Annotated in this window: 18 protein-coding genes; 10 read left to right on the top strand and 8 right to left on the bottom strand. The window is 33.3% G+C overall.

Annotated features, from left to right (window positions below; all coding sequences use genetic code 11):
- Positions 1 to 426, bottom strand: a complete 426-nt coding sequence (locus ABXT06_RS05020; protein ID WP_354589752.1) for a hypothetical protein — start codon at positions 424 to 426, stop codon at positions 1 to 3.
- Between the two features lie 438 nt (positions 427 to 864).
- On the opposite strand from ABXT06_RS05020, the gene ABXT06_RS05015 reads away from it, so the two are divergent.
- The gene (locus ABXT06_RS05015) at positions 865 to 1,686 is read left to right on the top strand and encodes an N-acetylmuramidase domain-containing protein (protein WP_354589751.1); all 822 of its coding nucleotides are present in this window, start codon (positions 865 to 867) and stop codon (positions 1,684 to 1,686) included.
- A gap of 175 nt (positions 1,687 to 1,861) precedes the next feature.
- Here the strand turns inward: ABXT06_RS05015 and pheT are convergent, their stop codons facing one another.
- Complete coding sequence (gene pheT / locus ABXT06_RS05010; protein WP_354589750.1) at positions 1,862 to 4,282, bottom strand: phenylalanine--tRNA ligase subunit beta; 2,421 nt, start codon at positions 4,280 to 4,282, stop codon at positions 1,862 to 1,864.
- A 274-nt stretch (positions 4,283 to 4,556) separates the two neighbouring features.
- Between pheT and ABXT06_RS05005 the strand changes: the two genes are divergently transcribed.
- The 3 genes from ABXT06_RS05005 (at position 4,557) to ABXT06_RS04995 (ending at position 7,600) form a co-directional block, all read left to right on the top strand.
- Positions 4,557 to 6,062 carry an aldehyde dehydrogenase family protein gene (locus ABXT06_RS05005; RefSeq protein ID WP_354589749.1) on the top strand — a complete coding sequence of 502 codons (1,506 nt, stop codon included), beginning with the start codon at positions 4,557 to 4,559 and terminating at the stop codon, positions 6,060 to 6,062.
- A 64-nt stretch (positions 6,063 to 6,126) separates the two neighbouring features.
- A complete protein-coding gene (adhP, locus tag ABXT06_RS05000; protein ID WP_343706419.1) occupies positions 6,127 to 7,161 on the top strand; it encodes an alcohol dehydrogenase AdhP in 1,035 nt (344 codons plus the stop codon).
- A 67-nt stretch (positions 7,162 to 7,228) separates the two neighbouring features.
- A complete protein-coding gene (locus ABXT06_RS04995) occupies positions 7,229 to 7,600 on the top strand; it encodes a DUF779 domain-containing protein (protein ID WP_354589748.1) in 372 nt (123 codons plus the stop codon).
- Between the two features lie 73 nt (positions 7,601 to 7,673).
- Here ABXT06_RS04995 and ABXT06_RS04990 read toward each other — a convergent pair whose 3' ends face one another.
- The 5 genes from ABXT06_RS04990 to ABXT06_RS04970 all read right to left on the bottom strand — a co-directional run bounded on the left by ABXT06_RS04990 (position 7,674) and on the right by ABXT06_RS04970 (position 15,386).
- Positions 7,674 to 8,597, bottom strand: coding sequence for an AraC family transcriptional regulator (locus ABXT06_RS04990; protein WP_354589747.1), 924 nt, complete (start codon positions 8,595 to 8,597; stop codon positions 7,674 to 7,676).
- A gap of 71 nt (positions 8,598 to 8,668) precedes the next feature.
- Positions 8,669 to 9,532 carry a bestrophin family protein gene (locus tag ABXT06_RS04985; protein WP_354589746.1) on the bottom strand — a complete coding sequence of 288 codons (864 nt, stop codon included), beginning with the start codon at positions 9,530 to 9,532 and terminating at the stop codon, positions 8,669 to 8,671.
- Between the two features lie 234 nt (positions 9,533 to 9,766).
- Positions 9,767 to 11,077: a TolC family protein gene (locus ABXT06_RS04980; protein ID WP_354589745.1), complete on the bottom strand. Its 1,311-nt coding sequence runs from the start codon at positions 11,075 to 11,077 to the stop codon at positions 9,767 to 9,769.
- Positions 11,078 to 11,113: 36 nt separating this feature from the next.
- Positions 11,114 to 14,212: an efflux RND transporter permease subunit gene (locus ABXT06_RS04975; RefSeq protein WP_354589744.1), complete on the bottom strand. Its 3,099-nt coding sequence runs from the start codon at positions 14,210 to 14,212 to the stop codon at positions 11,114 to 11,116.
- 115 nt (positions 14,213 to 14,327) lie between these two features.
- Positions 14,328 to 15,386, bottom strand: coding sequence for an efflux RND transporter periplasmic adaptor subunit (locus tag ABXT06_RS04970; RefSeq protein WP_354589743.1), 1,059 nt, complete (start codon positions 15,384 to 15,386; stop codon positions 14,328 to 14,330).
- Positions 15,387 to 15,863: 477 nt separating this feature from the next.
- Between ABXT06_RS04970 and ABXT06_RS04965 the strand changes: the two genes are divergently transcribed.
- The 4 genes from ABXT06_RS04965 to ABXT06_RS04950 all read left to right on the top strand — a co-directional run bounded on the left by ABXT06_RS04965 (position 15,864) and on the right by ABXT06_RS04950 (position 18,419).
- Entirely contained in the window at positions 15,864 to 16,463 is a 600-nt protein-coding gene (locus ABXT06_RS04965) for a DUF6436 domain-containing protein (RefSeq protein WP_354589742.1), read from the top strand.
- A 29-nt stretch (positions 16,464 to 16,492) separates the two neighbouring features.
- On the top strand, positions 16,493 to 17,347 hold the full coding sequence (locus ABXT06_RS04960; RefSeq protein WP_354589741.1) for a histidine kinase: 855 nt from the start codon (positions 16,493 to 16,495) through the stop codon (positions 17,345 to 17,347).
- 64 nt (positions 17,348 to 17,411) lie between these two features.
- The gene (locus ABXT06_RS04955; protein WP_354589740.1) at positions 17,412 to 17,756 is read left to right on the top strand and encodes a hypothetical protein; all 345 of its coding nucleotides are present in this window, start codon (positions 17,412 to 17,414) and stop codon (positions 17,754 to 17,756) included.
- Between the two features lie 57 nt (positions 17,757 to 17,813).
- Entirely contained in the window at positions 17,814 to 18,419 is a 606-nt protein-coding gene (locus ABXT06_RS04950; RefSeq protein ID WP_354589739.1) for a PAS domain-containing protein, read from the top strand.
- Positions 18,420 to 18,677: 258 nt separating this feature from the next.
- Here the strand turns inward: ABXT06_RS04950 and recG are convergent, their stop codons facing one another.
- Positions 18,678 to 20,786 (bottom strand): ATP-dependent DNA helicase RecG, encoded by a 2,109-nt coding sequence (gene recG / locus ABXT06_RS04945; RefSeq protein WP_354589738.1) that lies wholly within the window; start codon positions 20,784 to 20,786, stop codon positions 18,678 to 18,680.
- A 240-nt stretch (positions 20,787 to 21,026) separates the two neighbouring features.
- Between recG and ABXT06_RS04940 the strand changes: the two genes are divergently transcribed.
- A complete protein-coding gene (locus ABXT06_RS04940; RefSeq protein WP_354589737.1) occupies positions 21,027 to 21,458 on the top strand; it encodes a hypothetical protein in 432 nt (143 codons plus the stop codon).
- A 126-nt stretch (positions 21,459 to 21,584) separates the two neighbouring features.
- A complete protein-coding gene (locus ABXT06_RS04935) occupies positions 21,585 to 23,351 on the top strand; it encodes a hypothetical protein (RefSeq protein ID WP_354589736.1) in 1,767 nt (588 codons plus the stop codon).
- Positions 23,352 to 23,383 lie beyond the last annotated feature (32 nt).

The following is a 23,383-nucleotide window of genomic DNA, read 5'->3' as shown; positions in this document are numbered from 1 at the left end:
TTAGTATATTAAACTTGGCGGTCTTCCTATGTTTCCATAATTCATTGGCTCTAGACTTTCTATGTCTGAAGAAGCTTCTCTCATTAAAGCAAAACTTTGAGTTTGTGCATTGTTTTCAGCTTTTTTGCCTGTAGGAACTAGAAATAAGGTAGTCAACCCTGCTTTTTCTCCGTGCTTTTCATCATCTGGATAAACTCCAAAATAAAAACGGATTCCGTCAACATTGTAACCGTCTTTTGCGCCATTGGTTTTTATGTAATGAATGTAATTTTCTAATTCTTCTAGAGAATACCAAATAGCATTAGCATCTTCTTTTTCTTCTTTCCCAGCTCTAAGAGAAGCTTTTTTAGTATTGTAATTTACATTTAATTGTCTGGCAAATTCTTTTGAAATTAATTGACTTGGTTTTGCGGGTGGATTTTTCATAGTTTTTATTGTTAATTGGTTTAAATGTTTAGTTAACAGGTTTTTGAGTTATTTACAGGGCAAAATTATTCGAAACAGAAAATTCTGACAAGGGGAAATATACCCTTTTTTGTTTAGGTAAAATTATTTAAAAAAATGAGTTAAAATACTGTTGTGTAGTGTTTTATGAAAAAGTAATTTTATATCGCCAGTTTTAAGATAAAACAGGCATTCAAAAATATAGGTTATTTAATACTTGTTTTTTGAGATTGTATCGCACTATGCGTTTTTAAGTTTAGTTAGATTGTTTTGCAATTAATATCTAAATTCACGATCCTTATATTGTTCAGTTTTATTATGAACGAATAATAATACTCTTATTTTACGCTAAGTTAATTATTTTGAAAAAATGGTGTCTTTTATTTCTTCAAGCATCAATTATCACCAAAAACAAACATAATGAGAACTATTAAAGCAGGAACAAAATCTCCCGAAGTTTATTACTTAAACGAGCTTTTGTCTAAGTTAAAATACAGTATAATAGTTTCCGATTATTTCGGAAAAGAAACAGACAAAGCAATCAAAGATTTTCAGTTAAAAAATAATCTTGTGGTTGATGGAGTAGTGGGACTTAAAACATGGTCGACACTTTTAGAAAAAAGCAAAAATGGTTTGTCGACAAATAATAAATTATTGTCTGAACAGGATTTAATTGATTTTTCGAATCAGTTTAAATTAGAACTTGCTGTTGTAAAAGCGGTAAACGAAGTCGAAAGCAACGGAAAAGGTTTTTTAATTGATGGACGTCCGAAGATCTTGTTTGAAGGTCATATTTTTTGGAATGAATTGAAGAAAAGAAATATCGATCCGAAGACTTTAGTTAATGCAAATACAAAGGATATTTTGTTTGAAAATTATACGAAGAAATATTACGTTGGTGGAACAGCTGAATATGTACGCTTAGAAAAGGCAAAAAAGCTCGGCTCAGACAAAAAAATAGCCGACGCAGCAAGTTGTTCGGCTTCTTGGGGACTTTTTCAAATTATGGGCTTTAATGCGGTTTCTATAGGGTATAGCAGTATTGATGAATTTGTAGACAAAATGAATCAGAACGAAGGCGAACATCTTAAAGCTTTCGGACGATTTTTGGAGAAAAACAATTTAATCGGATTACTGCGAAATAAAAACTGGGCATCGTTTGCTTTAAAATACAACGGACCAGCGTATAAAACCAATAAATATGATGAAAAGTTAATGAGAGCGTATCAGAAATATGCTTAAAAATTAAAAATTGATTAATTATTGTTAAGAATAAAACCTTTGCGAATCTTTGCGGTACAACTATATTCAAAGTATATCAACTTGAAACTTGAAACCTGAAACAAAAAAGATACAAAAAAACAAACCCGGCAAATCTTAGACTTGTCGGGTTTTTTATTCTAAAATTAGAAAGATTTTATCTTAAACTTGCTCCAAGCTCAGTTTCAAATGTCTGCTGTAATTTAGACATGATTTTGTCGATTTGAGCGTCAGTTAAAGTTTTCGTATTGTCTTGAATAGTAAAACTCAAAGCATACGATTTTTTTCCTTCAGGCAATTTATCGCCTTCATAGACATCAAATAAATTAACGTCTTTTAAAAGCGTTTTTTCTGTTTGTTTAGCCAAATTGAAAATGCTTTCATAAGTTGTTTTCTCATCAATCAATAAAGCCAAATCTCTGCGAACTTCTGGATATTTAGGGATTTCAGTATATTTAATTTTTCCTGTAATGATTTTTAAAACTAAATCCCAGTTGAAATCTGCATAATAAACATCTTGCTTAATACCAAAATGCTTCAAAATAGGCTTCTTGATAACGCCCATTTCAACCAAAATGTCATTATTATAAATAATTGCAGTTCCTTCAGAATAAATATCTGATTGAACAGGCGCGTTTGAAATTTTTTCAATTCCTAAACGAGATAAAATCGCTTTTACATATCCTTTCAACAAGAAGAAATCTGTTGTTTTCTGTGGGTTTGTCCAACTTTCTTTGTTTCTGTTTCCAGAAACTAATAAAGAAAGATGTTTGTGCTCTTCGTATCCGTTTAAATACTTATGATAAGTTTTCCCAAATTCGAATAATTTTAAATCCGAATTTTTTCTATTAATATTGTATGAAACCGCTTCTAAGCCAGAAAACAATAAAGACTGGCGAAGTGTTGCTAAATCACTGCTCAACGGGTTCAACATTGAAACATTATGTTCTTCTTTCAATGAAGTCGATAATTTCGCGTAAGCTGCAGTTGTTAACGAATTGGCCATCATTTCGTGAAATCCTTGAGAATTTAGCTGAGAAGCAATTACGTTTTGCACTTTGTAATCTTCTGTTCTTGGTGAATTTGCGACAGTAGCATTGAACTTCTTAGAGAAATTGATGTTGTTATAGCCGTAAACTCTAAGGATTTCTTCGATTACATCAATTTCACGCTGAACGTCTACACGATATGCAGGAATTGTTAAACCTAAACCTGTATCAGAAACGCTGTTTACTTTAATGTCTAAAGAAACCAAGATTTTTTTGATAGTATCTTTCGAAATTTCTTGTCCGATGATTTTAGATACGTGGCTAAAATTCAATAAAACAGAGAAATCTTCTACTTTTTTAGGATATACCTCTACAACATCAGAAGTGATTTTTCCACCGGCAACTTCTTGAATTAAAAGTGCTGCACGTTTTAGAGCATATTCTGTAATTGTTGGGTCAATTCCTCTTTCAAATCTGAAAGAAGCATCTGTACTTAATTGATGTCTTTTTGCTGTTTTACGAATGCTTACTGGATCAAAATAAGCACTTTCTAAGAAAATTGAGGTTGTTCCTTCAGAAACTCCAGATTTTTTACCTCCAAAAACTCCAGCAATGCAAAGCGGACCTTTCTCGTCGCAAATCATTAAATCTTCTTTGTGAAGTGTTCTTTCAACATCGTCAAGAGTAACAAATTTAGTTCCCTCTTCAACTGTTTTTACAATAATTTTTCCGTTGATTTTGGCAGCATCAAAAGCATGTAATGGCTGTCCTAATTCATGAAGCACATAATTAGTAACGTCAACAATATTGTTTTTTGGAGTTAATCCAATAGCTTTTAAACGGTCTTGCAACCAACTTGGAGATTCATGAACAGAAATTCCAGAAATAGTAACACCGCAATATCTTGGAGCTAAATGAGAATCTTCAACATTTACATCAATTTTAAGCGTACGCATGTCCACTCTAAAATTGCTTACAGAAGGCGTAATCAATTCTACGTTAACACCACGTTGCAGCATTCCCGCTCTCAAATCACGAGCAGTTCCAAAATGGCTCATTGCATCAGCACGGTTTGGAGTCAATCCGATTTCGAAAACCTCGTCGTTTGCAATTTGGAAAACTTCAGATGCAGGAGTTCCAGGAACCAGATCTTCAGCTAAGACCATAATTCCGTCATGGCTAGTTCCTAAACCTAATTCATCTTCAGCACAGATCATTCCGTGACTTTCCTGTCCGCGAATTTTTCCTTTTTTAATGGTGAATTCTACACCTTCTTTATCGTATAAAACGGTTCCAATTGTAGCAACTGGCACTTTTTGCCCTGCCGCCACATTTGCAGCACCGCATACAATTTGTACAGGAGCTTCTAAACCAATATTAACTGTAGTAACTTTCAATCTATCAGCATCAGGATGTTTTTCGCAAGTTAGAACGTGTCCAACAACAACGCCCGCTAAACCTCCTTTTATTGATTCGTATTTTTCGACAACTTCAACCTCTAAACCTAAATCTGTTAGTAATTCAGAAGTCTGTTCAGATGTCCAATCTGTTTTAATAAATTGTTTTAACCAGTTGTAAGATATTTTCATTGTAGTTCTTTAATTCTTTGTATGAGGTTACAAATATAAGGATTGCGCGTTGGAGTAGGAAAAAATTGAGCAGTTTTTTCTACTTGTTTTTAATTGACCGAAAAATGCTGCTTGCTAATTATTTAGCAATTTATAGATTAAAATTTTGCTAAATGATTATTATAAAAGTCTAAAAAAATTGAATGTGTAATTTTTGTGCTACACGTTGAATGAAAAGTGCTATTCTTTTTCTTTTTATGAAACTAAATTTGGAGTAAATCAAAAAAAGAATATTATGAGTACCGCAGTAAAAAGACCTGAATTTAAGGCAAAATACGATAACTATATTGGTGGAAAATTTGTAGCACCAATTACAGGAGAATACTTTGATGTAGTTTCTCCTATTGATGGAAAAGTATTTACAAAAGCAGCACATTCTGGAAAAGAAGATCTAGAATTGGCTGTAGATACTGCTTATGAAGCATTTAAGACTTGGGGAAAAACTTCTGTAACCGAAAGGAGTATTTTATTAAATAAGATTGCACAAAAAATTGAAGATAATTTAGAATATATCGCAGCAGTAGAAACAGTAGACAACGGAAAACCAATCCGCGAAACGATTGCTGCTGATATTCCGTTGGCAATTGACCATTTTAGATATTTTGCAGGTGTAATTCGTGCAGAAGAAAGTGCAATTTCAGAACTAGATTCGCAAACAGTTTCTATCGCTTTAAGTGAGCCTCTTGGGGTTGTGGCACAGATTATTCCCTGGAATTTCCCGATTTTAATGGCAGTCTGGAAAATTGCTCCAGCTCTTGCAGCAGGAAATACAATTGTCTTAAAACCAGCTGAAAGCACACCAATTTCTATTATGGTTTTAATGGAATTGATTGGAGATATTCTTCCTCCTGGAGTTCTAAATATTGTAAACGGATTTGGAGCCGAATTGGGACGTCCGTTAGTAACCAATAAAAAAGTATCAAAAGCTGCATTTACAGGTTCTACTACTACAGGGCGTTTAGTAATGCAGTATGCAACAGAAAATATTATTCCGGTAACATTAGAATTGGGGGGTAAATCTCCAAATATTTTCTTCCCTTCTGTAGCAGATCACGATGATGATTTCTTTGACAAAGCTGTAGAAGGTGCTGTATTATTTGCTTTAAATCAAGGGGAAATCTGTACTTGTCCTTCCAGATTATTAATTCACGAAGATATTTACGACAAGTTCATCAAAAAAGTAATTGAAAGAACTGAAGCCATTATAGCTGGAAATCCATTAGATAAATCAACTATGATTGGTGCTCAGACTTCGATTGTTCAGAAAGAAAAAATCATGTCTTATATCAAATTGGGTAAAGAAGAAGGGGCAGAATTGCTGACTGGAGGTGATGAAAATAAACTTGGAGGCGAGCTAGAAGGCGGTTATTACATTAAACCAACATTGTTTAAAGGGCATAACAAAATGAGAATTTTCCAAGAAGAGATTTTCGGGCCTGTTTTAGCCGTTACGACTTTCAAAACTACAGAAGAAGCTATCGAAATTGCAAATGATACCATGTATGGCTTAGGCGCAGGAGTTTGGACACGTGATGCGCATGAAATTTATCAAGTTCCGAGAGCGATCCAATCAGGTCGTGTTTGGATTAATCAATACCATTCTTATCCTGCGGGTGCTCCGTTTGGAGGTTACAAACAATCTGGAATTGGTCGTGAAAACCATAAAATGATGTTGAGCCAATATCGTCAAACCAAAAACATGCTGATTTCTTATGATAAAAAGAAATTAGGATTCTTCTAAAGAGAATATAAACTTGAGAGTAGAAAGCTAAATAAGTTTTCTATTCTCTAAAAACCATAGAATTATGCTTCCAAAAACAATGAAAGCTGCGGTCGTTAGAGAATTTGGTTCTCTTCTGAAAATTGAAGAAGTCGAAGTAAAACGCCCAGGCAGAAATGAAATTCTTGTAAAAGTAATTGCAAGCGGAGTGTGCCACACCGATTTACATGCTGTAGAAGGTGATTGGCCTGTTAAACCTAAAATGCCTTTAATTCCAGGACACGAAGCTGTTGGCTATGTTGCAGCAGTAGGGCCAGATGTAAAAAACGTAAAAGAAGGAGATGCTGTTGGTGTGCCTTGGCTGTATAGCGCTTGCGGAGGCTGCGATCATTGCATTACAGGCTGGGAAACTTTATGCGAAAGCCAGCAGAATGGAGGTTACAGTGTAGATGGCGGATTTGCAGAATTTGTTATTGCAGATGCCAGATATGTTGGAATTTTACCTTCTAATGTAAATTTTATAGAAATGGCTCCAATTTTATGCGCTGGCGTTACGGTTTACAAAGGATTGAAAGAAACTGAGGTGAAACCTGGCGAATGGGTAGCAATTTCTGGTATTGGAGGTTTAGGGCACGTTGCTGTGCAATATGCAAAAGCTATGGGAATGAACGTGGCTGCAATTGATATTGGAGACGATAAATTGGAACTGGCAAAAAAATTAGGCGCCGATTTGGTCGTCAATGCTAAGAATCAAAATCCTGGAGAATTCTTAAAGAAAGAAGTCGGTGGAATGCATGGGGCATTGGTTACCGCAGTTTCTCCAATTGCTTTCAAACAAGGGCTTGAAACATTGAGAAGAAAAGGTACAATGGCATTAAACGGACTTCCTCCAGGCAATTTTGATTTGTCTATTTTCGATACCGTTTTAAATAGAATCACCATTAGAGGTTCTATTGTTGGAACGAGAAAAGATATGAAAGAAGCGATTGAATTTGCCGTTGACGGTAAAGTCAAAGCTACTGTAACACCTACAAAATTGGAAGACATCAACAATGTTTTTGACAAGATGAAAAAAGGTGAAATAGAAGGTAGAGTTGTGCTTGACATAGCGCAATCATAAATAGTTGGTTTATGTTGAAGCAGTAAATTCTTAATTGAATTTGCTGCTTTTTTTAATTTTGAAAGTGATGATTAAACGAATTGATGCCACAGAAAAAGCAGTTGAACTGATTAAAGTTCTAAAAGAAAAGCACGGTGATTTGATGTTTTATCAAGCAGGCGGATGTTGCGAAGGCACACAACCACAATGTTTTGAAAAAGGCGGTTATTACCAGCGAACAGGCGATGTTTGTATCGGTACGATTGAAGATACAGAATTTTGGGTAGACAAAGATTTATTCGAATACTGGAAACATGCGCATTTTACTTTAACTGTAATTGATGCATTTGGAGTAGGAGGCTTTTCATTAGAAACGCCCTTAAAAAAGACATTTCAAATCGAATACAGAATTTTCACACCAGAAGAAGAGTTGGATTTAGAACCAGTAACCTTTTTTTAGGTTCAAAGAGGCAAAGTTACAAAGGGGCAAAGATTTTAAAACTTTGAACCTATGTACCTCTGAACCTTTGTGCCTAATTTATAAAAAGTAACTGATACTGTTTCGGTGTAATTCCTTCATGTTTTTTAAATAGTCTGATAAAGTAATTGGCGTCTTCAAAACCAGCCAAATAACAGACTTCATTAATTTGAAGTGTTGGATTTTTCAAAAGATTTTTGGCACATTTTATTTTCTCATTCAAAATGTACTCGATCGGACTCATTCCGAGTTCGCGTTTAAAGAAACGGTAGAAAGAAGTGGTGCTCATACAGGCTTTTTCGCTTAGTGATTTTAAGCTCATATTCTCTTTCAAATTCTGTTTGATATATTCTGTGACTTCTTTTATGGGATTATTGGCATCTAGAAATTTTCCTTCGTCTATAGATTTAACTGTTTGCGTCTGAATAATTCTAATCAATAATTCTTTTAAAGTCAAATCTGCAAAAATATCTTTGGCCACAGAAGTACTCATGCATTCTTTTATGAGTTTATTGATTGTTGCCGCCATTTCTACATTATTGTAAAAGAAGTAGTTTTGGTAGTTCAACTGCCAATACATATTTGTTCCTTCTTTCGGATATTGTTCATTTAAGAAGTTTAATATTTCAACAATTTTATCCTGATCAATCGCTAATGCCAAACATTGTGTAGGATTGTTTTTTGAAGCTTCAGGAAAATCAATTTTCATTTCTACATTTGAAGGTACAATAACTGTTTCTCCTGGAAGGTAAACAAATTCAGGATCATCAAAAAGATGCATGATTTTCTTGCCTCTCAGCATACTGGTCACCACCAAGTCATTAAATTTTAACGGTACTTTTTGAGTCGATTCGTAAGTCTCAAATAGATTTAATTCACAATGATTCAAATTGTAAATAGTTCTGTTTTCTACAAGAGTTTTTAATGATTTTTCTTGCGATAATTGGAGCGGATTGACTAAAAATCGTTGATTGTTCATTAAATTTAATTTTTGGTGAAGACTTTAAATTTAATGAAAATAAAAATATAAACGGCAGATTTAACGTTTTATTAAATCAGTTCTTCAACGTGTTTTTTGATGTTTTCAGAGATTTTTCTCGTTGGAAGATCATTTTCATCATTTCCAAACGGATCTTCAATTTCTTCTGCAATAAGCTCTAAACTTGCCAAAACATAAAAGATAAAAACGACAACAGGCGCAACTAAATATCCTAAACTAACGGAATATCCAAACGGAAGCGTCATGGTATAAAAGAAGATGAATTTCTTTATAAAAGCACTGTAAGAATAGGGAATAGGTGTGTTTTTGATACGCTCGCATGCGCCGCATATGTCTGTAAAAGCAACTAATTCGTCATTTAGAATTATTAATTGTTCTCCAGTTATCTTTCCAGAATCATACAAATCATTGATTTTATGATACATTATTCTTTTTAATTGGTTCGGTTTGTGTTTGTGATGATCAATTTCTAAGTCAACATCTTCAAAAAGTTGTTTACTCGTTTCTTCATCTTTTAAATGGATATTCAGGATATCAGCATACATTGGAATGTATTTTCTAAAAAACTTTCTGTCATTTTCGTCTTTTAAAATTGCCGAAAGCTTTATTGCCAGATTACGACTGTTATTTACAAGTCCGCCCCAAAGTTTACGGCCTTCCCACCATCTATCATAAGCGGTATTAGTTCTAAAAACAAGTAAAAGTGAAATAACGAATCCAAGCATTCCGTGCATCATTGGAATGTTGTGGATATAATCGTTTTTGGTTACTTTAAAATATTGAAGCTCAAGATAACATACAATGGTAGCATATATTCCAATTGCGATCATAATCGTAAACAGTTTTCGAACGGTATCCGATTTATGAAAATGAAAAATAAAGGTGAACCAGTCTTTGGTGTTGTATGTGATCATTGAAGCTTGTTTTGAAACAAATTTAAATTAAAAAAATATTCTGCTGGGTGTAAAATAAAAAAATATTCGACGCCGAGAGATATAGATCTTTTGAGATTCTACAAACAGATTTTTTTCTTAAAAAACTATATATCCTTTACTTACATTAAAAAAAAATCTGCTAAATCTGCGGGAGAAAAATAGCTCGCAGATTTAGCAGATTCGACAGATAATATTTGATTTTTAAAAGGAAAATTAAAAATTAATATTTCCCGCTAATTCTTTTAAGGCAATTTCAGATAGTTTTGCTTCGTATTGCGCATTGCTATAGCGTACTTTTGCGTTTACATAATTTAGCTGAGCAGTTCTAAAATCGAGTGTTGTAATGGTTCCGATTTTAAATTTATCTAATGTAATTTCTAAATTCTGTCTTGCAATAGTTTCATTGTTTTCTTCTAAATCAATTAATTCTAGATTGGTTAAATACGTTTGAAAAGCGGTGCTTAACTGTGTATTTAAAACAGTGTTTTGCTGTTCTATAGCAATCTGAGAATTTTCGATCTGTAATTTGGCTACTTTTTCATTACGATGCTGATTGAAACCATCAAATATGTTCATTGAGGCATTAAAACCATAGTTTAAACCTCTATTCGAAGTTTCGCTTGTAAAACCTAAACTAGATTGGCTTTCAGAAAAATTATATCCAGAAGTTAATCTTAAAATAGGGTAACGGTCTGCTTTTACCTGTTTCAGTTGTAATTCGGCAATGCGTTTATTGATGATTTGCGCTTCTAAACCAGGATTTTGTTTTTGAGCTAAATCCATTAAATCAGCTAAAACTAATTTATTATCAACCTTTACTTCGTCCGTAACTTTGAAGTCAATTTTTGGGTCGCGTGCTAAATGTTGATTCAATAAAATTTTACCATTTGCATACGCTTCTTTTTGTCTCAATAAAGCCACTTGATCTGAATTCAAATCGACTTGTGCGTTTAAAACCTCCAATTTTGATGCTTTTCCAATGCTGAAACGATTTTTCGCTAAAGTTAAACGTTGGTTCGAAATTACAATTGTAGTGTCTAGTGCCGCTAATTGCTGCTGCATTTGTACTAGATCGTAATAAGCAGAATTTACTTGAGCAATTTTGACTAAAATAGTTCTTTTAAGTTCTGCGTCACCCAATTTCTGAAGTTCTTTCAGCTGATCCAGTTTTGCGAACATTTTCATTCCGTCAAAGACAGTCCACCCTAAACTTACGCCATAAGTTAAACTGTTGTTTTTTGCATTGTCTAATGAAGTCGATGTTCCATCCTGTCTTACTTGTGTAGAATTTGTAATGCTGTTGTTGTCGGTAACATTTGCCGTTGCTGTAGGCAGCATTCCCGCATTTCCAATTGTAACGTTTGTTTCGTTTATTTTGGAATTATTTTTAGCAATTTTAATTTCAAAATTATTCTCCAGAGCTATAGTCATAGCCTGTTCAATAGTAAGAACTTCCTGTGCCTTTGACTGGAAAGTGCAAAGGAAAAGAATAAGTGCTGTACAGTATATTTTTTTGATATTCATATTCGTTTTCTTTAACCAAAAATCGATTTTCGGTTTCTATTTAATGCTGTCTCTTTCGTATTCGTCAATATGGTCAAACTCAGGATAATGTTTTCTTGCTTTAGACCACATAAAATAAATGGCAGGAATTACAAAAAGCGTTAAAGCCAATGAAAAGATAGTTCCACCCACAATTACAACTCCCATACCAATTCTACTCGTAGATGCAGCTCCAAGTGACATCGCAATAGGAAGCGCTCCTAATGCAATGGCTAAGCTCGTCATTAAAATTGGACGTAAACGTGCTTCTGAAGCTTCTAAAATAGCTTCCATTTTCGGTTTGCCTTGTTCTCGTAATTGATTGGCAAATTCTACAATCAAAATACCGTTTTTAGTTACCAGACCAATTAGCATTACTGTACCAATTTGGCTGAAAATATTCCATGTTTGATTGAATAGCCACAATGAGAATAAAGCTCCAGCAACCGCCATTGGAACCGTTAAAATGATGATAAACGGATCAATAAAACTTTCAAACTGTGCAGCAAGAATTAAAAAGATTAATAATAAAGCCAATCCGAATGCGAAAGAAGTATTAGAACTACTCTCTACGAAATCTCGTGATTCACCAGCTAAATCTGTTGTAAAACTTTCATCTAAAACTTTTGCTTTAATTCTATCCATTTCCTGAATACCATCGCTGATACTTTTTCCTGGAGCTAAACCAGCAGAAACTGTTGCCGACATATAACGGTTGTTGTGGAATAATTGAGGAGGATTACTTTGCTCGTAAACTTTCACAACATTATCCATCTGAATCAATTCGCCTTTTCTGTTCTTTACAAACATAGAAGTCAAATCCAGAGGTTTAGATCTGTCTTTTTGGTCAAACTGTCCAATTACTTGATATTGCTTCCCATTTTTAATGAAATATCCAAAACGTTGTCCGCTTAAAGAAAGCTGTAAAGTTTGCGCAATATCTAAAATAGAAATTCCTAAACTTTCTGCTTTTTCACGGTCAATTGTAACATTGATTTCAGGTTTATTGAATTTCAAGTTTACATCTGTCGTAGAAAAAACATCACTTTTATTTACTTCATTCATAAAAACAGGAATTTTTTCTCTCAACTTATCAAAGTTTGGGGCCTGAATAATGTATTGTATAGGTAAACCTCCACGTCTGTTAACGGCAATTGTAGGTTGTTGAATTACAGCGGTTTTAGCGTCTGGATAGTTTTTTGTCCATTTTGTTAATTTATCAGCGATTTCTTTTTGAGAGACAGTTCTTTCATCCGGCTCTTTTAACGAAAGCCTTATAAAACCTGTATTGGTTGCCGAAGCTCCAAAACCAGGCGCTGTAATTACCAAACTTACTTTTTTCTCAGGAATTGAATCATCAACTAATTTTGAAATTTCTTGCATAAAACGGTCTGTATATTCGTATGAAGATCCTTCGGGAGTGGTCATACGCATTGTTACAGAACTTCTATCGTCATAAGGAGCTGTTTCTTTTGGAAGAATATTGAAAAACAAATAAATCAATCCGAAACAAGCAATAAGAATAGGGAAGCTGATCCATTTTCTTTCCATAAATTTTGAAAGTGCTTCAGCATAACTGCTGTTCATTTTTTCAAAAAATGGCTCTGTTTTAATATAGAATTTTGATTTTTTCTGTTCTCCGCCTTTCATTAAATAAGCGTTCAGCATTGGGGTTAAAGTCAACGAAACGAATGCTGAGATTAATACCGCGGCACCAATTACAACTCCAAATTCCCTAAATAATCGTCCAACGAAACCTTCAAGGAAGATTACTGGTAAAAATACCGCTGCCAATGTTACCGAAATCGAAATTACGGCATAAAATATCTCGTTAGAACCTTTAATAGCGGCTTCAATTGGCGACATTCCTTCTTCTACTTTTTTGAAGATATTTTCGGTTACAACAATACCATCATCTACTACAAGTCCTGTTGCCAGTACGATTGCTAATAAAGTTAATACGTTGATCGAGAATCCAAATAACCACATAATAAAGAATGTAGCAATTAAGGAAACAGGAATATCAATTAATGGTCTAAAAGCAATCGCCCAGTCTCTAAAGAATAAATAGATAATAATGATTACCAGTATTACCGAAATTCCTAATGTTTCAGCAACCTCTAATACCGATTTCTTTACGAAAATCGTATTGTCGAGCGCAATATTTAATTTAATATCTTTTGGAAGATCCTTTTTTAAAGCTTCATATTTTTTATAAAACTCTTTCGAAATATCCAGATAATTTGCTCCAGGCATTGGCACAATAGCCAAACCAATCATTGGTAACCCAGACTGACTTAATTTTGTTTCAATATTTTCTGGACCTAGTTCAGCGCCTCCGACATCACTCAAACGAACAATCTTATCTCCGTCTGTTCGAATGATAATGTTGTTGAACTCTTCTGCCTTAGAAAGGTTTCCGATAGTTTTTACAGTAAGTTCAGTATTGTTGCCTGTTAATTTTCCTGATGGAAGCTCAACATTTTGTGCATTTAACGCAGTACGAACATCAGAAACTGTACAGCCGTACGCCGTAAGTTTTACAGGATCTATCCATAAACGCATTGCGTAACGTTTCTGTCCCCAAATCTGCACGCCACTAACACCCGGAATAGTTTCTAGACGTTGAGAAATAACATTTTCTGCGTAATCGCTTAATTCTAAAGAGTTCCTAGTATCACTCTGAACAGTCATCGAAATAATAGCATCACTATCAGCATCTGCTTTTGATACCACTGGCGGTGCATCGATATCTTGAGGAAGATTTCTAATCGCTTGCGAAACTTTGTCACGAACGTCGTTTGCAGCTTCTTCAAGATCTTTATCCAGATTAAATTCTATGGTAATGTTGCTGCTTCCTTGATTACTAGATGATGTAATATTTCTAATTCCGTCAATTGCATTTACAGCTTTTTCAAGAGGTTCGGTGATTTGCGATTCAATAATATCAGCATTGGCACCAGTATAGTTGGTACGAATAGATACCTGTGCAGGGTCAATAGAAGGGAACTCCCTAACGCCTAAAAATGTATAACCAATAAAACCGAATAATATAATTAATAGATTCAGTACTATGGTTAAAACAGGTCTTCTAATACTTGTGGTTGATAAACTCATGTGTGATTTTAGATTTTAGATTGTCGATTTTAGATTTCAGATTTATTGCTAAATCTTGACTACTATCTTTAAATCTATATTCAAGTCTTTCGACTTTTAACTTTTGGCTTTAGAACTATTTTATTTTAACTTTAATAGGAGCTTCATCTTTTAAAGACATAACACCGCTTGTAATTAAAGTGTCTCCAGGTTTTAATCCTGCTAAAATTAAAATTGAAGAGTCTGTTCTTGTTGTTGCATCAACCATTACTTCTTTAGCTTGGCCATTATTTGCAACATATACTTTTTTACCATCTTGAATTGGTACAATAGCTTGAGAAGGAACAACTATAGCATCTTTAATAATATTTAAAGGCAATTTGATGTCTGCAAATGTTCCCGGGAAAAGTTTACCATCAATATTATCTGCAAGAGCACGAATCTGAAGTGTACGAGTTGCAACAGCAACTTCTGGTTCAATTGCATAAATTTTTGCATTATATGTTTTGTCTGATCCGGAAACTTTAAAATCGATTACAGATCCCGATTTTACCTCAGAAGCATATTTTTCTGGAATCGAAAAAGTGATTTTTAATTTACTTGTATTGACCAATTTTGCTACTAAAACAGTTGGTGTGATATAAGTTCCAGGAGAAATATTACGTAAACCAATTTTTCCTGAAAAAGGCGCTCTAACAGAAGTTTTTGAAATTTGCGCTCTAATTAATTGACTTTGAGCCTGAGCAGAAGCAAGGTCGGCTTTTGCTACATCTGCTTCTTCTTGGCTGATTGCTTCTTTCTGTAACAATAATTTAGCTCTTCTTGCATTCTCAGCAGCCAAATCTTCTCTGGTTACAGCTTGTCTTAATTGAGCTTTTAGTTCAATGTCATTTACTTTAAGAAGTACTTGTCCTTTTGTTACATTACTACCTTCATTAAAAAATATTCCTTCAACAATTCCAGAAACCTCACTATGAATTTCGACTTGTTCATTAGCTTCGATAGATCCAGATAATGCCAAATTATTGTCAAAAGTGGCCGTTTTTATTACAAGTCCGTTAACAGTTGTTGGAGATTTTTTGTCATTAAATTTTTTAGAGTCCTCGTTTTTACCCTTGTTAGAAATAATTCTGTAGGTAATAAAGCCTCCAATTGTAATAATTAAAAGGGTGTAAATGAGATGTTTTACTTTCATAAAATTGAGGTGAATATAGATTTTTGGTTTGTGTTTTTAGTATGCTTACAAATTTAACTTTTTGCTATGAAATCGGAAGCTGTTAGCTTTTATTTAACATTTGTATGTACAAAGGTTTGCATTTAGACTGTTGGCGGGCAAAAAGGTTTAATTAAAGATTAAATTTTTTGAAGAAAATAAATGAACTTCATCAAAAGTATGTTTTGTAAAATTCTACAAACGCAGGCTGTCTCTGCTTTGAAAGAAAATTTTATGCAATTTGTCTGATTTTTTTTGCACTTTATCGATTTTATTTGTAACATTGATATGTTAAACAAAATGAAAATTTTTTACACAAAAGCTAACGGTTGCGTTTGATTTTTGTGTTAAAATACGTATGTGGAAATTGTTTTTTTTGGTTTTTGATTATATATAATGAATAATTATATTAACAAGTGTTTATTGTTTGTTGTTAAATAATATAAAAAAAAATGATTTATGAAGAAAAAAATACTTCTAAGCTTATGGTTTACATTTTTGCTTCTTTCAATTGGTTATCTGTTTTGGCAGAATGAATTCCAGTACAGTCTTCCAACACCAATTCCTAAAAATTATCATGCGATTGCAATGGGTTCAAAAATAGAACTCGGTCCTTGCTGTGCATTTGATAATAAACCCATTTTTATACATTTTTTTAATCCCGAATGCCCTTGTTCGCGGTTTAATGTCCCACATGTTAGCGATTTAATCAAAAAGTACGGTGACAAAGTCAATTTTAAAATCGTAGTCTTAAACAAACAGAAAAGTTTTACTATTGACGAAATCCAGGAAAAGTTTCATGCTGAAATTCCTGTTTATTTTGATGAATCAATCGCTAAGAAATGTGGTGTTATCTCAACACCTCAGGCGGTTTTACTAGATCAATCGCATAATTTGTATTATCGAGGCAATTACAATAAAACAAGATATTGTACAGATGCCGCAAGCAATTATGCCCAAATGGCGATCGATTCTCTTCTTAGCAGAAAAGATAATCCGTCTTTTAATGCTTTAGCTCTTAGAGCTTACGGATGTTCATTACCAAAATGTACTAAATAACTATTTCCAAAACCCAAAAACTAAAACCTATGAGAACAAAAGCTAGCTTAAACGAACAAGATTATCTGCACAGTTTTATGTCTACTATGACACAAAAATCAGATACAATTATTAATTATGTACTTGCAGTATATTTCCTTTTGGGGATCGGACTGTCTTTTAAATATGATACTTTCGAAATTGGTGTAGGCGTCGGAACGTTAAATCTTTTGTTGTATTACTCGGCGAAATTTTTCATGAAAAACTCCAAATTTTATCAGTATGTCCTGTCGGTTGTTCTGGCTATTTTTATGGCACAGTATATTTATCAGATGCATGGTATGTTCGAAATGCACTTTACAGTATTTATTGCCAGTACAATTTTGATCATTTATCAGAACTGGAAACTTCAAATTCCACTTACTTTATTGGTTGTGCTTCATCACGCAGGATTGGCTTATCTGCAAAATTATATTTACAATGATGCTAACGGACTTCAGGTTTATTTTTCGCAAGTAAATTTTGATTTAGAAACCTTAATTATTCATACCGTTTTGGCTGCCGTAGTATTTTTCATGAACGGTTATTGGGCGTATTATTTTAAAGAGCATAGTGAAAATCATATCTCAAAAATTTCAGATGAATATGAATTAGAAAACATGAAATTGGCTTCTGCAAAATATAGCTCAATGTCGGCTACAAAAGATTACAATGATTTTATTCATAGAACAACTTTAGACTTGAAACTTCCTGTAAATTCAGTTTTAAAGCTTATTGATGTTTCAAAAGGACATACAGACAACGATAAACTGCTTAGTTACCTTGAAATGATGAGAGAAAGTGCCAAAAAAATTGATGATTTAGTTAATGATATTCATGTAAAGTCGACAACAAATAGGAACTAGCTTTTAAAACTAGAATTAAAACCCAAATCCAAAAAACAATATTAATATTTTTTAAACCAGTTGTATGTTTAAGCATGATTTACCAACTGCAGTACCTACGCTGCATAATCTTAAGAAAATAATTGAAGATTTTTTGAATGAAAGCATAACATTAGATTCGATTGAAAAAATGGGGATTCAATCTGATTTTGAAATAGAGGTAAAAGAAATTTTTAAAAATTACCGAACGAGTTCACATGTTTACGATCTTGATTTTCAATATAAAAAGCTAATTCAGATTATGAATGATATTCGACAGCTTAATCTTGCTGTTAATAATGAAATTCCAGAATGGCTTGAAAATGAATTAGAAACAGTTTTTCGTAAAATCAGAAACATTCTGCTTGTCTTGGAAATCGAGTCAAATTAAGGTTTAAGGATTCATTTTATACGAATTGAATTATAAATTAATTTAAATGTAAAAGTTATGGATACCAGATTACACCGTCCAACACCTTCGGATAGAGAAGTGGACTGGAATAAGAATAAAGTACTGCTAAGTAAAACTGATAAAAAAGGAACCATTTTATATGCCAACGAAGACTTTATAGATGTTTCTGGTTATGATGAATTTGAGCTTGTCGGCCAGCCTCACAATATAGTTCGCCATCCGGATATGCCTAAGGTTATTTTTAAATTTTTATGGGACAGTATTAAATCAAGTGAAAATATTCATGTTATTATAAAAAACATGGCTAAAACTGGACGTTACTACTGGGTTGTAACCGATTTTAAAATAGTCGCAGATACAGATGGTGAAATTGTAGGTTTCTTTGGCACGAGAAAGTCTGTTCCGAATGAGATTATTGTAAAATTTATTGAGCCTTTGTACAAGAAACTTTTGCAGATTGAAGAAACCAGCGGTATGCACGCTTCTGAAGAATATTTGGTTGGTTTTCTAGAAGAAAGAAAGAAAACGTACATGGAATATATCGATCATCTGATTGCAACGGGTAAAGACGATAAAAACAAAATTAGCAAAGGTTTATTCGGTGGCCTTTTTGAAAAAAAGAATGATGTGAAAAAGAAATAATTAACGATATACTTCATTGTGTCCGGCAAAATATTCATCCCCTTTAAATTTGTCCCCCAACAAAACTAAATCACCTGAATGATAAATAGGACGCAATGGAGTTTTTTTTAAGTTTCTAAGATGCTAAGCTACTAAGTTGCTAAGTTTTTAAAGCTCAAAGATTTTAAACTTAAAATCTTTGAGCTTTTTTAGTATTGGGCATAAGACACTAAGATATAAACCTTAGTATCTTAGCAACTTAGAAGCTTAGAATCTTAGTTAACTAATATAATTCCAGATATTCTTTTTCTTAGTCAGCTCTATGAAGATGTTTCTTAAAATGGCATGTTCTGGTTTTTGAAGAGCTGAATCTTCTTTTAAGATTTTCATGGCGTAATTTCTTGCTAGAGATAAAATCTCTCTATCTTTTACGATATCTGCAATCTGCAGGTTCAAAACACCGCTTTGCTGAGTTCCCATTAAATCGCCTGGACCGCGGAGCTTCAAATCTACTTCGGCAATTTCGAAACCATCGTTGGTTTGTACCATAGTTTCCATTCTGGTTTTGCTGTCGGAGCTTAATTTATGTCCCGTCATTAAGATGCAATAACTTTGTTCGGCGCCACGACCTACACGTCCACGAAGCTGATGCAATTGCGAAAGTCCAAATCTTTCGGCACTTTCTATAATCATTACGCTGGCGTTTGGTACGTTTACACCAACTTCAATTACAGTTGTGGCAACCATAATATTGGTTTTTCCTTCAGAGAAACGCTTCATTTCAGAATCTTTATCAGCTGGTTTCATTTTTCCGTGAAGAATTGAAATTGAATATTGAGGCAACGGAAAATCACGAGAAATACTTTCGTAACCATCCATCAAATCCTTATAATCCATTTTTTCAGATTCCTGAATCAGCGGATAAACTATGTAAATCTGTCTACCTTTTGCAATTTCGTCACGAAGAAATTTCCATACTTTCAAACGATTTGTATCATAACGATGTACAGTCTGAATTGGTTTTCTTCCTGGCGGTAATTCATCAATCACTGAAATATCCAAATCTCCATATAAACTCATTGCCAAAGTTCTCGGGATAGGAGTGGCGGTCATCACTAAAACGTGTGGCGGAATATCATTTTTCTTCCACAATTTAGATCTTTGCTCCACACCAAAACGATGTTGTTCATCAATTACCGCCAAACCTAAATTCTGAAACTGCACTTTATCTTCCAGCAAAGCATGAGTTCCAATTAAAATTTTAAGTTCTCCGCTTTCTAGTTCTTCATGAATAATTTTTCTTTCAGAAGTTTTGGTAGAACCTGTTAATATTCGAATATTGATATTTAATGTTTTAGCAAATTCAGATAAACCTAAAAAATGCTGATTGGCCAAGATTTCCGTCGGCGCCATCAAACAAGCTTGGAAGCCATTGTCGATTGCCAAAAGCATGCTCATAAAAGCCACAATCGTTTTTCCAGAACCCACATCACCTTGAAGCAAACGGTTCATTTGCGCATTGCTTCCCATATCGGTTCTGATTTCTTTAATTACTCTTTTTTGAGCATTCGTTAAATCAAAAGGAAGGTGATTTTTATAAAATTCATTAAAAAGTTCGCCAACTTTATCAAATGGATGTCCTTTTATTTTATGTTTTCGAATGAGATTTTTAGTAATTAATTGTAGCTGAATAAAGAACAATTCTTCAAATTTCAAACGGAATTGCGCTTTCGCTAAAATTTCGGCACTTTTCGGAAAATGAATATTAAATAAGGCTGCACGTTTGGGAATCAACTTTAATTCTTCAATTAAAAATGGCGGAAAAGTTTCAGTAAACAACGCTTGTGTTTCCAAAAAAAGCTGTTCCATTAATTTATTAATCGTTCGATTTGAAATGCCTTTATTAGCCAAAGCTTCTGTTGAAGGATAAACAGGTTGCATAGCTGAACGCAAACTTCTTTCGTGTTCGCTTAATAATTCGATTTCCGGATGCGCCATACTGAATTGGCTTCCATAAAGAGAACATTTTCCAAAAATGACTAAAGGTTCATTGATTTTTAAACTTTCACGGATCCATTTATGGCCTTGAAACCAATTTAAATCAATTTGTCCCGTGTCATCAACAAAAGAAGCCACAAGACGCTTTTTGTTTTTAGCAAATTCAACGGTTTTAATGTTAATTATTTTGCCTATAATCTGAACTTCAGAACCCGTATTCTGCAATTCGTTAATCTTATAATAACGCGTCCTGTCAATATATCGATTTGGAAAAAGATTGACTAAATCTCCATATTTATGAATGCCCAATTCCTTGCGAAGTAGTTGTCCACGGCTCGGACCAACACCTTTTAAGTATTCAATTGGAGTTTCAAAAAGATTATTAGACATTCGAAGATTAGATTTTGTAGAAGCAAGAATATAGAAGAAAGAGAAAAACATTGTCTTTTTTCTTTCTTCTATATTCTTTTCTCTTTGAAAAGCGAAGATAGATTTTAATTAGGAATTTTGAAAATGAATTATCGTTTTCAAGTGTTTGAATATTAATTTATCGTTAAGTTGTAAAGTTTAGACGCAACCATTTTAAGGAAGTAAAATCTTAATAATAATTAACCATCAAAAACTATAAAAATGAAGAAAATTGGACTTTTAATTGTATTGTTTATTTCGCTTGTTTCTTGCTCTAATGACGACAATGACAATAAACCAACCGAAAGTTATCACGGAAAGTGGATACTTACAGCAATGGGTAACAGTAATCCCGCAGTAAATTCGATTGATATTTTAGAATGGGAGGAATCGTATACTTTTAATTCTAACAATACATTCTCTAAAACAAGAAAGAAAGATGGTAAAATTACAACCATTTCAGGAACTTATTCTGTAGTAAAAACGACAGATCAAACTCAGTTTGAACTAAATTATACTGCAGAGAGTGATATAGTAGCATCTTGTACTTCCAAGTCAAAAGAAAATTTATATATCATTAATAGTTTCGGAAATTTGTATGGAACGTGGAGCATATGCGATGGTCCAAGACTAGTATATGAGAAAAAGAAATAATTGCTTACTAATTCAGATTATTTTAAGGCTCCGTTTCTAACGGAGTTTTTTATTTTACCGTCAGTATTATTTTATTAAATAAAGATAATTGTTAGATTTGTTTTACTGTTTAATATAAGCCTCGTTATGATTAAAGAAGAAAAAGTTCCTTTTGAAACAATGGTATTTTCTGGAATTACTTTTAAAGTAATTAACCGACATGAAGCGCATAATATCATTGGAGATCTTACAGATTTCAACAATCAGAAAATCTATAATGTTTTTGAAGACACTTGGCGTTTTCCTGATTACGAAGAAAATCCGATATTTCTGTTAGCAGAAAATGATGTCGAAATGGATTTGTTCGAGATGGATTTCAGTACCGAAGAACATCCTGATATTTTTATTTTAGGTTTTATTTTTAAAGGAAATCTAACGGTGACAAAACTTATCAGTTCTTATGATACCGATAATTCTCCCGCATTAATCGTTTTAGGAAAAACTACGACTGTTAATATTAATCTGTTCGGAAGTGTTCATTATTTAGGCGGTGGTCTGCAATGCGACACACTTGCTGGAGAATACAATCACGGTGAACTTTTTGTAAAAGAAGATCTTACCGCGTGGTTGATTTTCAGTGACGATATGCTGTTTCATTTTGAGCGCTTTACAGATGTTCAGGCAATTATCAGTGCCAATAGACCCGATATTTTGATTTGCAGTAATGTACAAGATACTGACGGATCTATTATTACTGTTGAAAATTATCTACCTTCAACGCATAAACTATCCGATATTGTAGAAGATTCTTTTTTAGAAAATTCAGAATATAACGAAGAAATATTAGGCAATAACTATCTGGAAATATTCAAAGAAGGACTTTCAATCTTAGATTACGATAAAAAAGATAGATATATGTATGCTGATTTCCGAAATCAGTTTATTAATATGGTCGAAGTTTTGTCTGAAACCGAAGAACAGAAAGAAAACGGAAAAATCGTTAGACATATTTCAGGAACAACTTATTTGTTTATCCCTTTTGATTATGAAGGGAAAAAATACAGTCAGATTTCAGAAGAAATTTCGAATGGGTTTAATATCAGAATGCGTGCTTTATGGTGCCATGAAGATCAAGAAATTATGATTATTCTGGAATATCTTAATGAAGAGGGAGATCCAAAATATCAGTGGATGAATGATGAAAATGCTCCAGGAATTGAATTTTTCTGCGTAAAAAATGCTGTAATGAAAACTTTTGAAATATTAACAGCAGAAGTTGTTGACGGTGATGAAGAAGAAAATGAAACAGAGTATTCAGATTATGGTAATAGATTTTCATTAGAAGAATATGCTTCTCAATTTTACGATTATATATTACCTGAAGATTTAGTAAAACTGTATGAATTTGAGCAGGAGCATGGAGTAGAAACTTATTCGGAATGTTTTGGACTAACTATAACAGAAGAGAAAACAGGAATAAAAACATGGTCTGAAGAGGAAGAATTTTATAATAGTTTTATCGAATTTGCTGGCGCAAATGGTTCAGGAAGCTCTTACGCATACTGGATTATCGATAAAGATTTGAACAATTGCCCAATTGTTGTTTTCGGAGACGAAGGCGGAGTTCACGTTGTAGCAGAAAATACTCAAAAATTAATTCAGCTTTTGACTTTGGACACCGAAATTTCTGTTGATTTTGATAAAGCTTATTTTTATCAAGACGAAGAATATTATGAAGAAAGCGAAAATAAGGAAGAATTTTGTGAATGGGTAAAAGAAGAATTTAGTCTCAATGCAATAGAAACCAACGAAGAAGCCGATGAAATTGTAGAAGAGGCGCAAAGAAAATATAAACAAAAGTTTAACGACTTTTTAGTAAAGTTTGGTATTGAAATCAGTGAAGAAGATGAATAGTGTTTTTTATCTTTGAAAAAAAATCAGAAAAA

The organism is Flavobacterium sp. UW10123, assembly GCF_040538975.1.
Lineage (GTDB): Bacteria > Bacteroidota > Bacteroidia > Flavobacteriales > Flavobacteriaceae > Flavobacterium.
The sequence above is the reverse complement of the archived record's forward strand: the minus strand, read 5'-3'. Positions and strand labels throughout refer to the sequence as shown.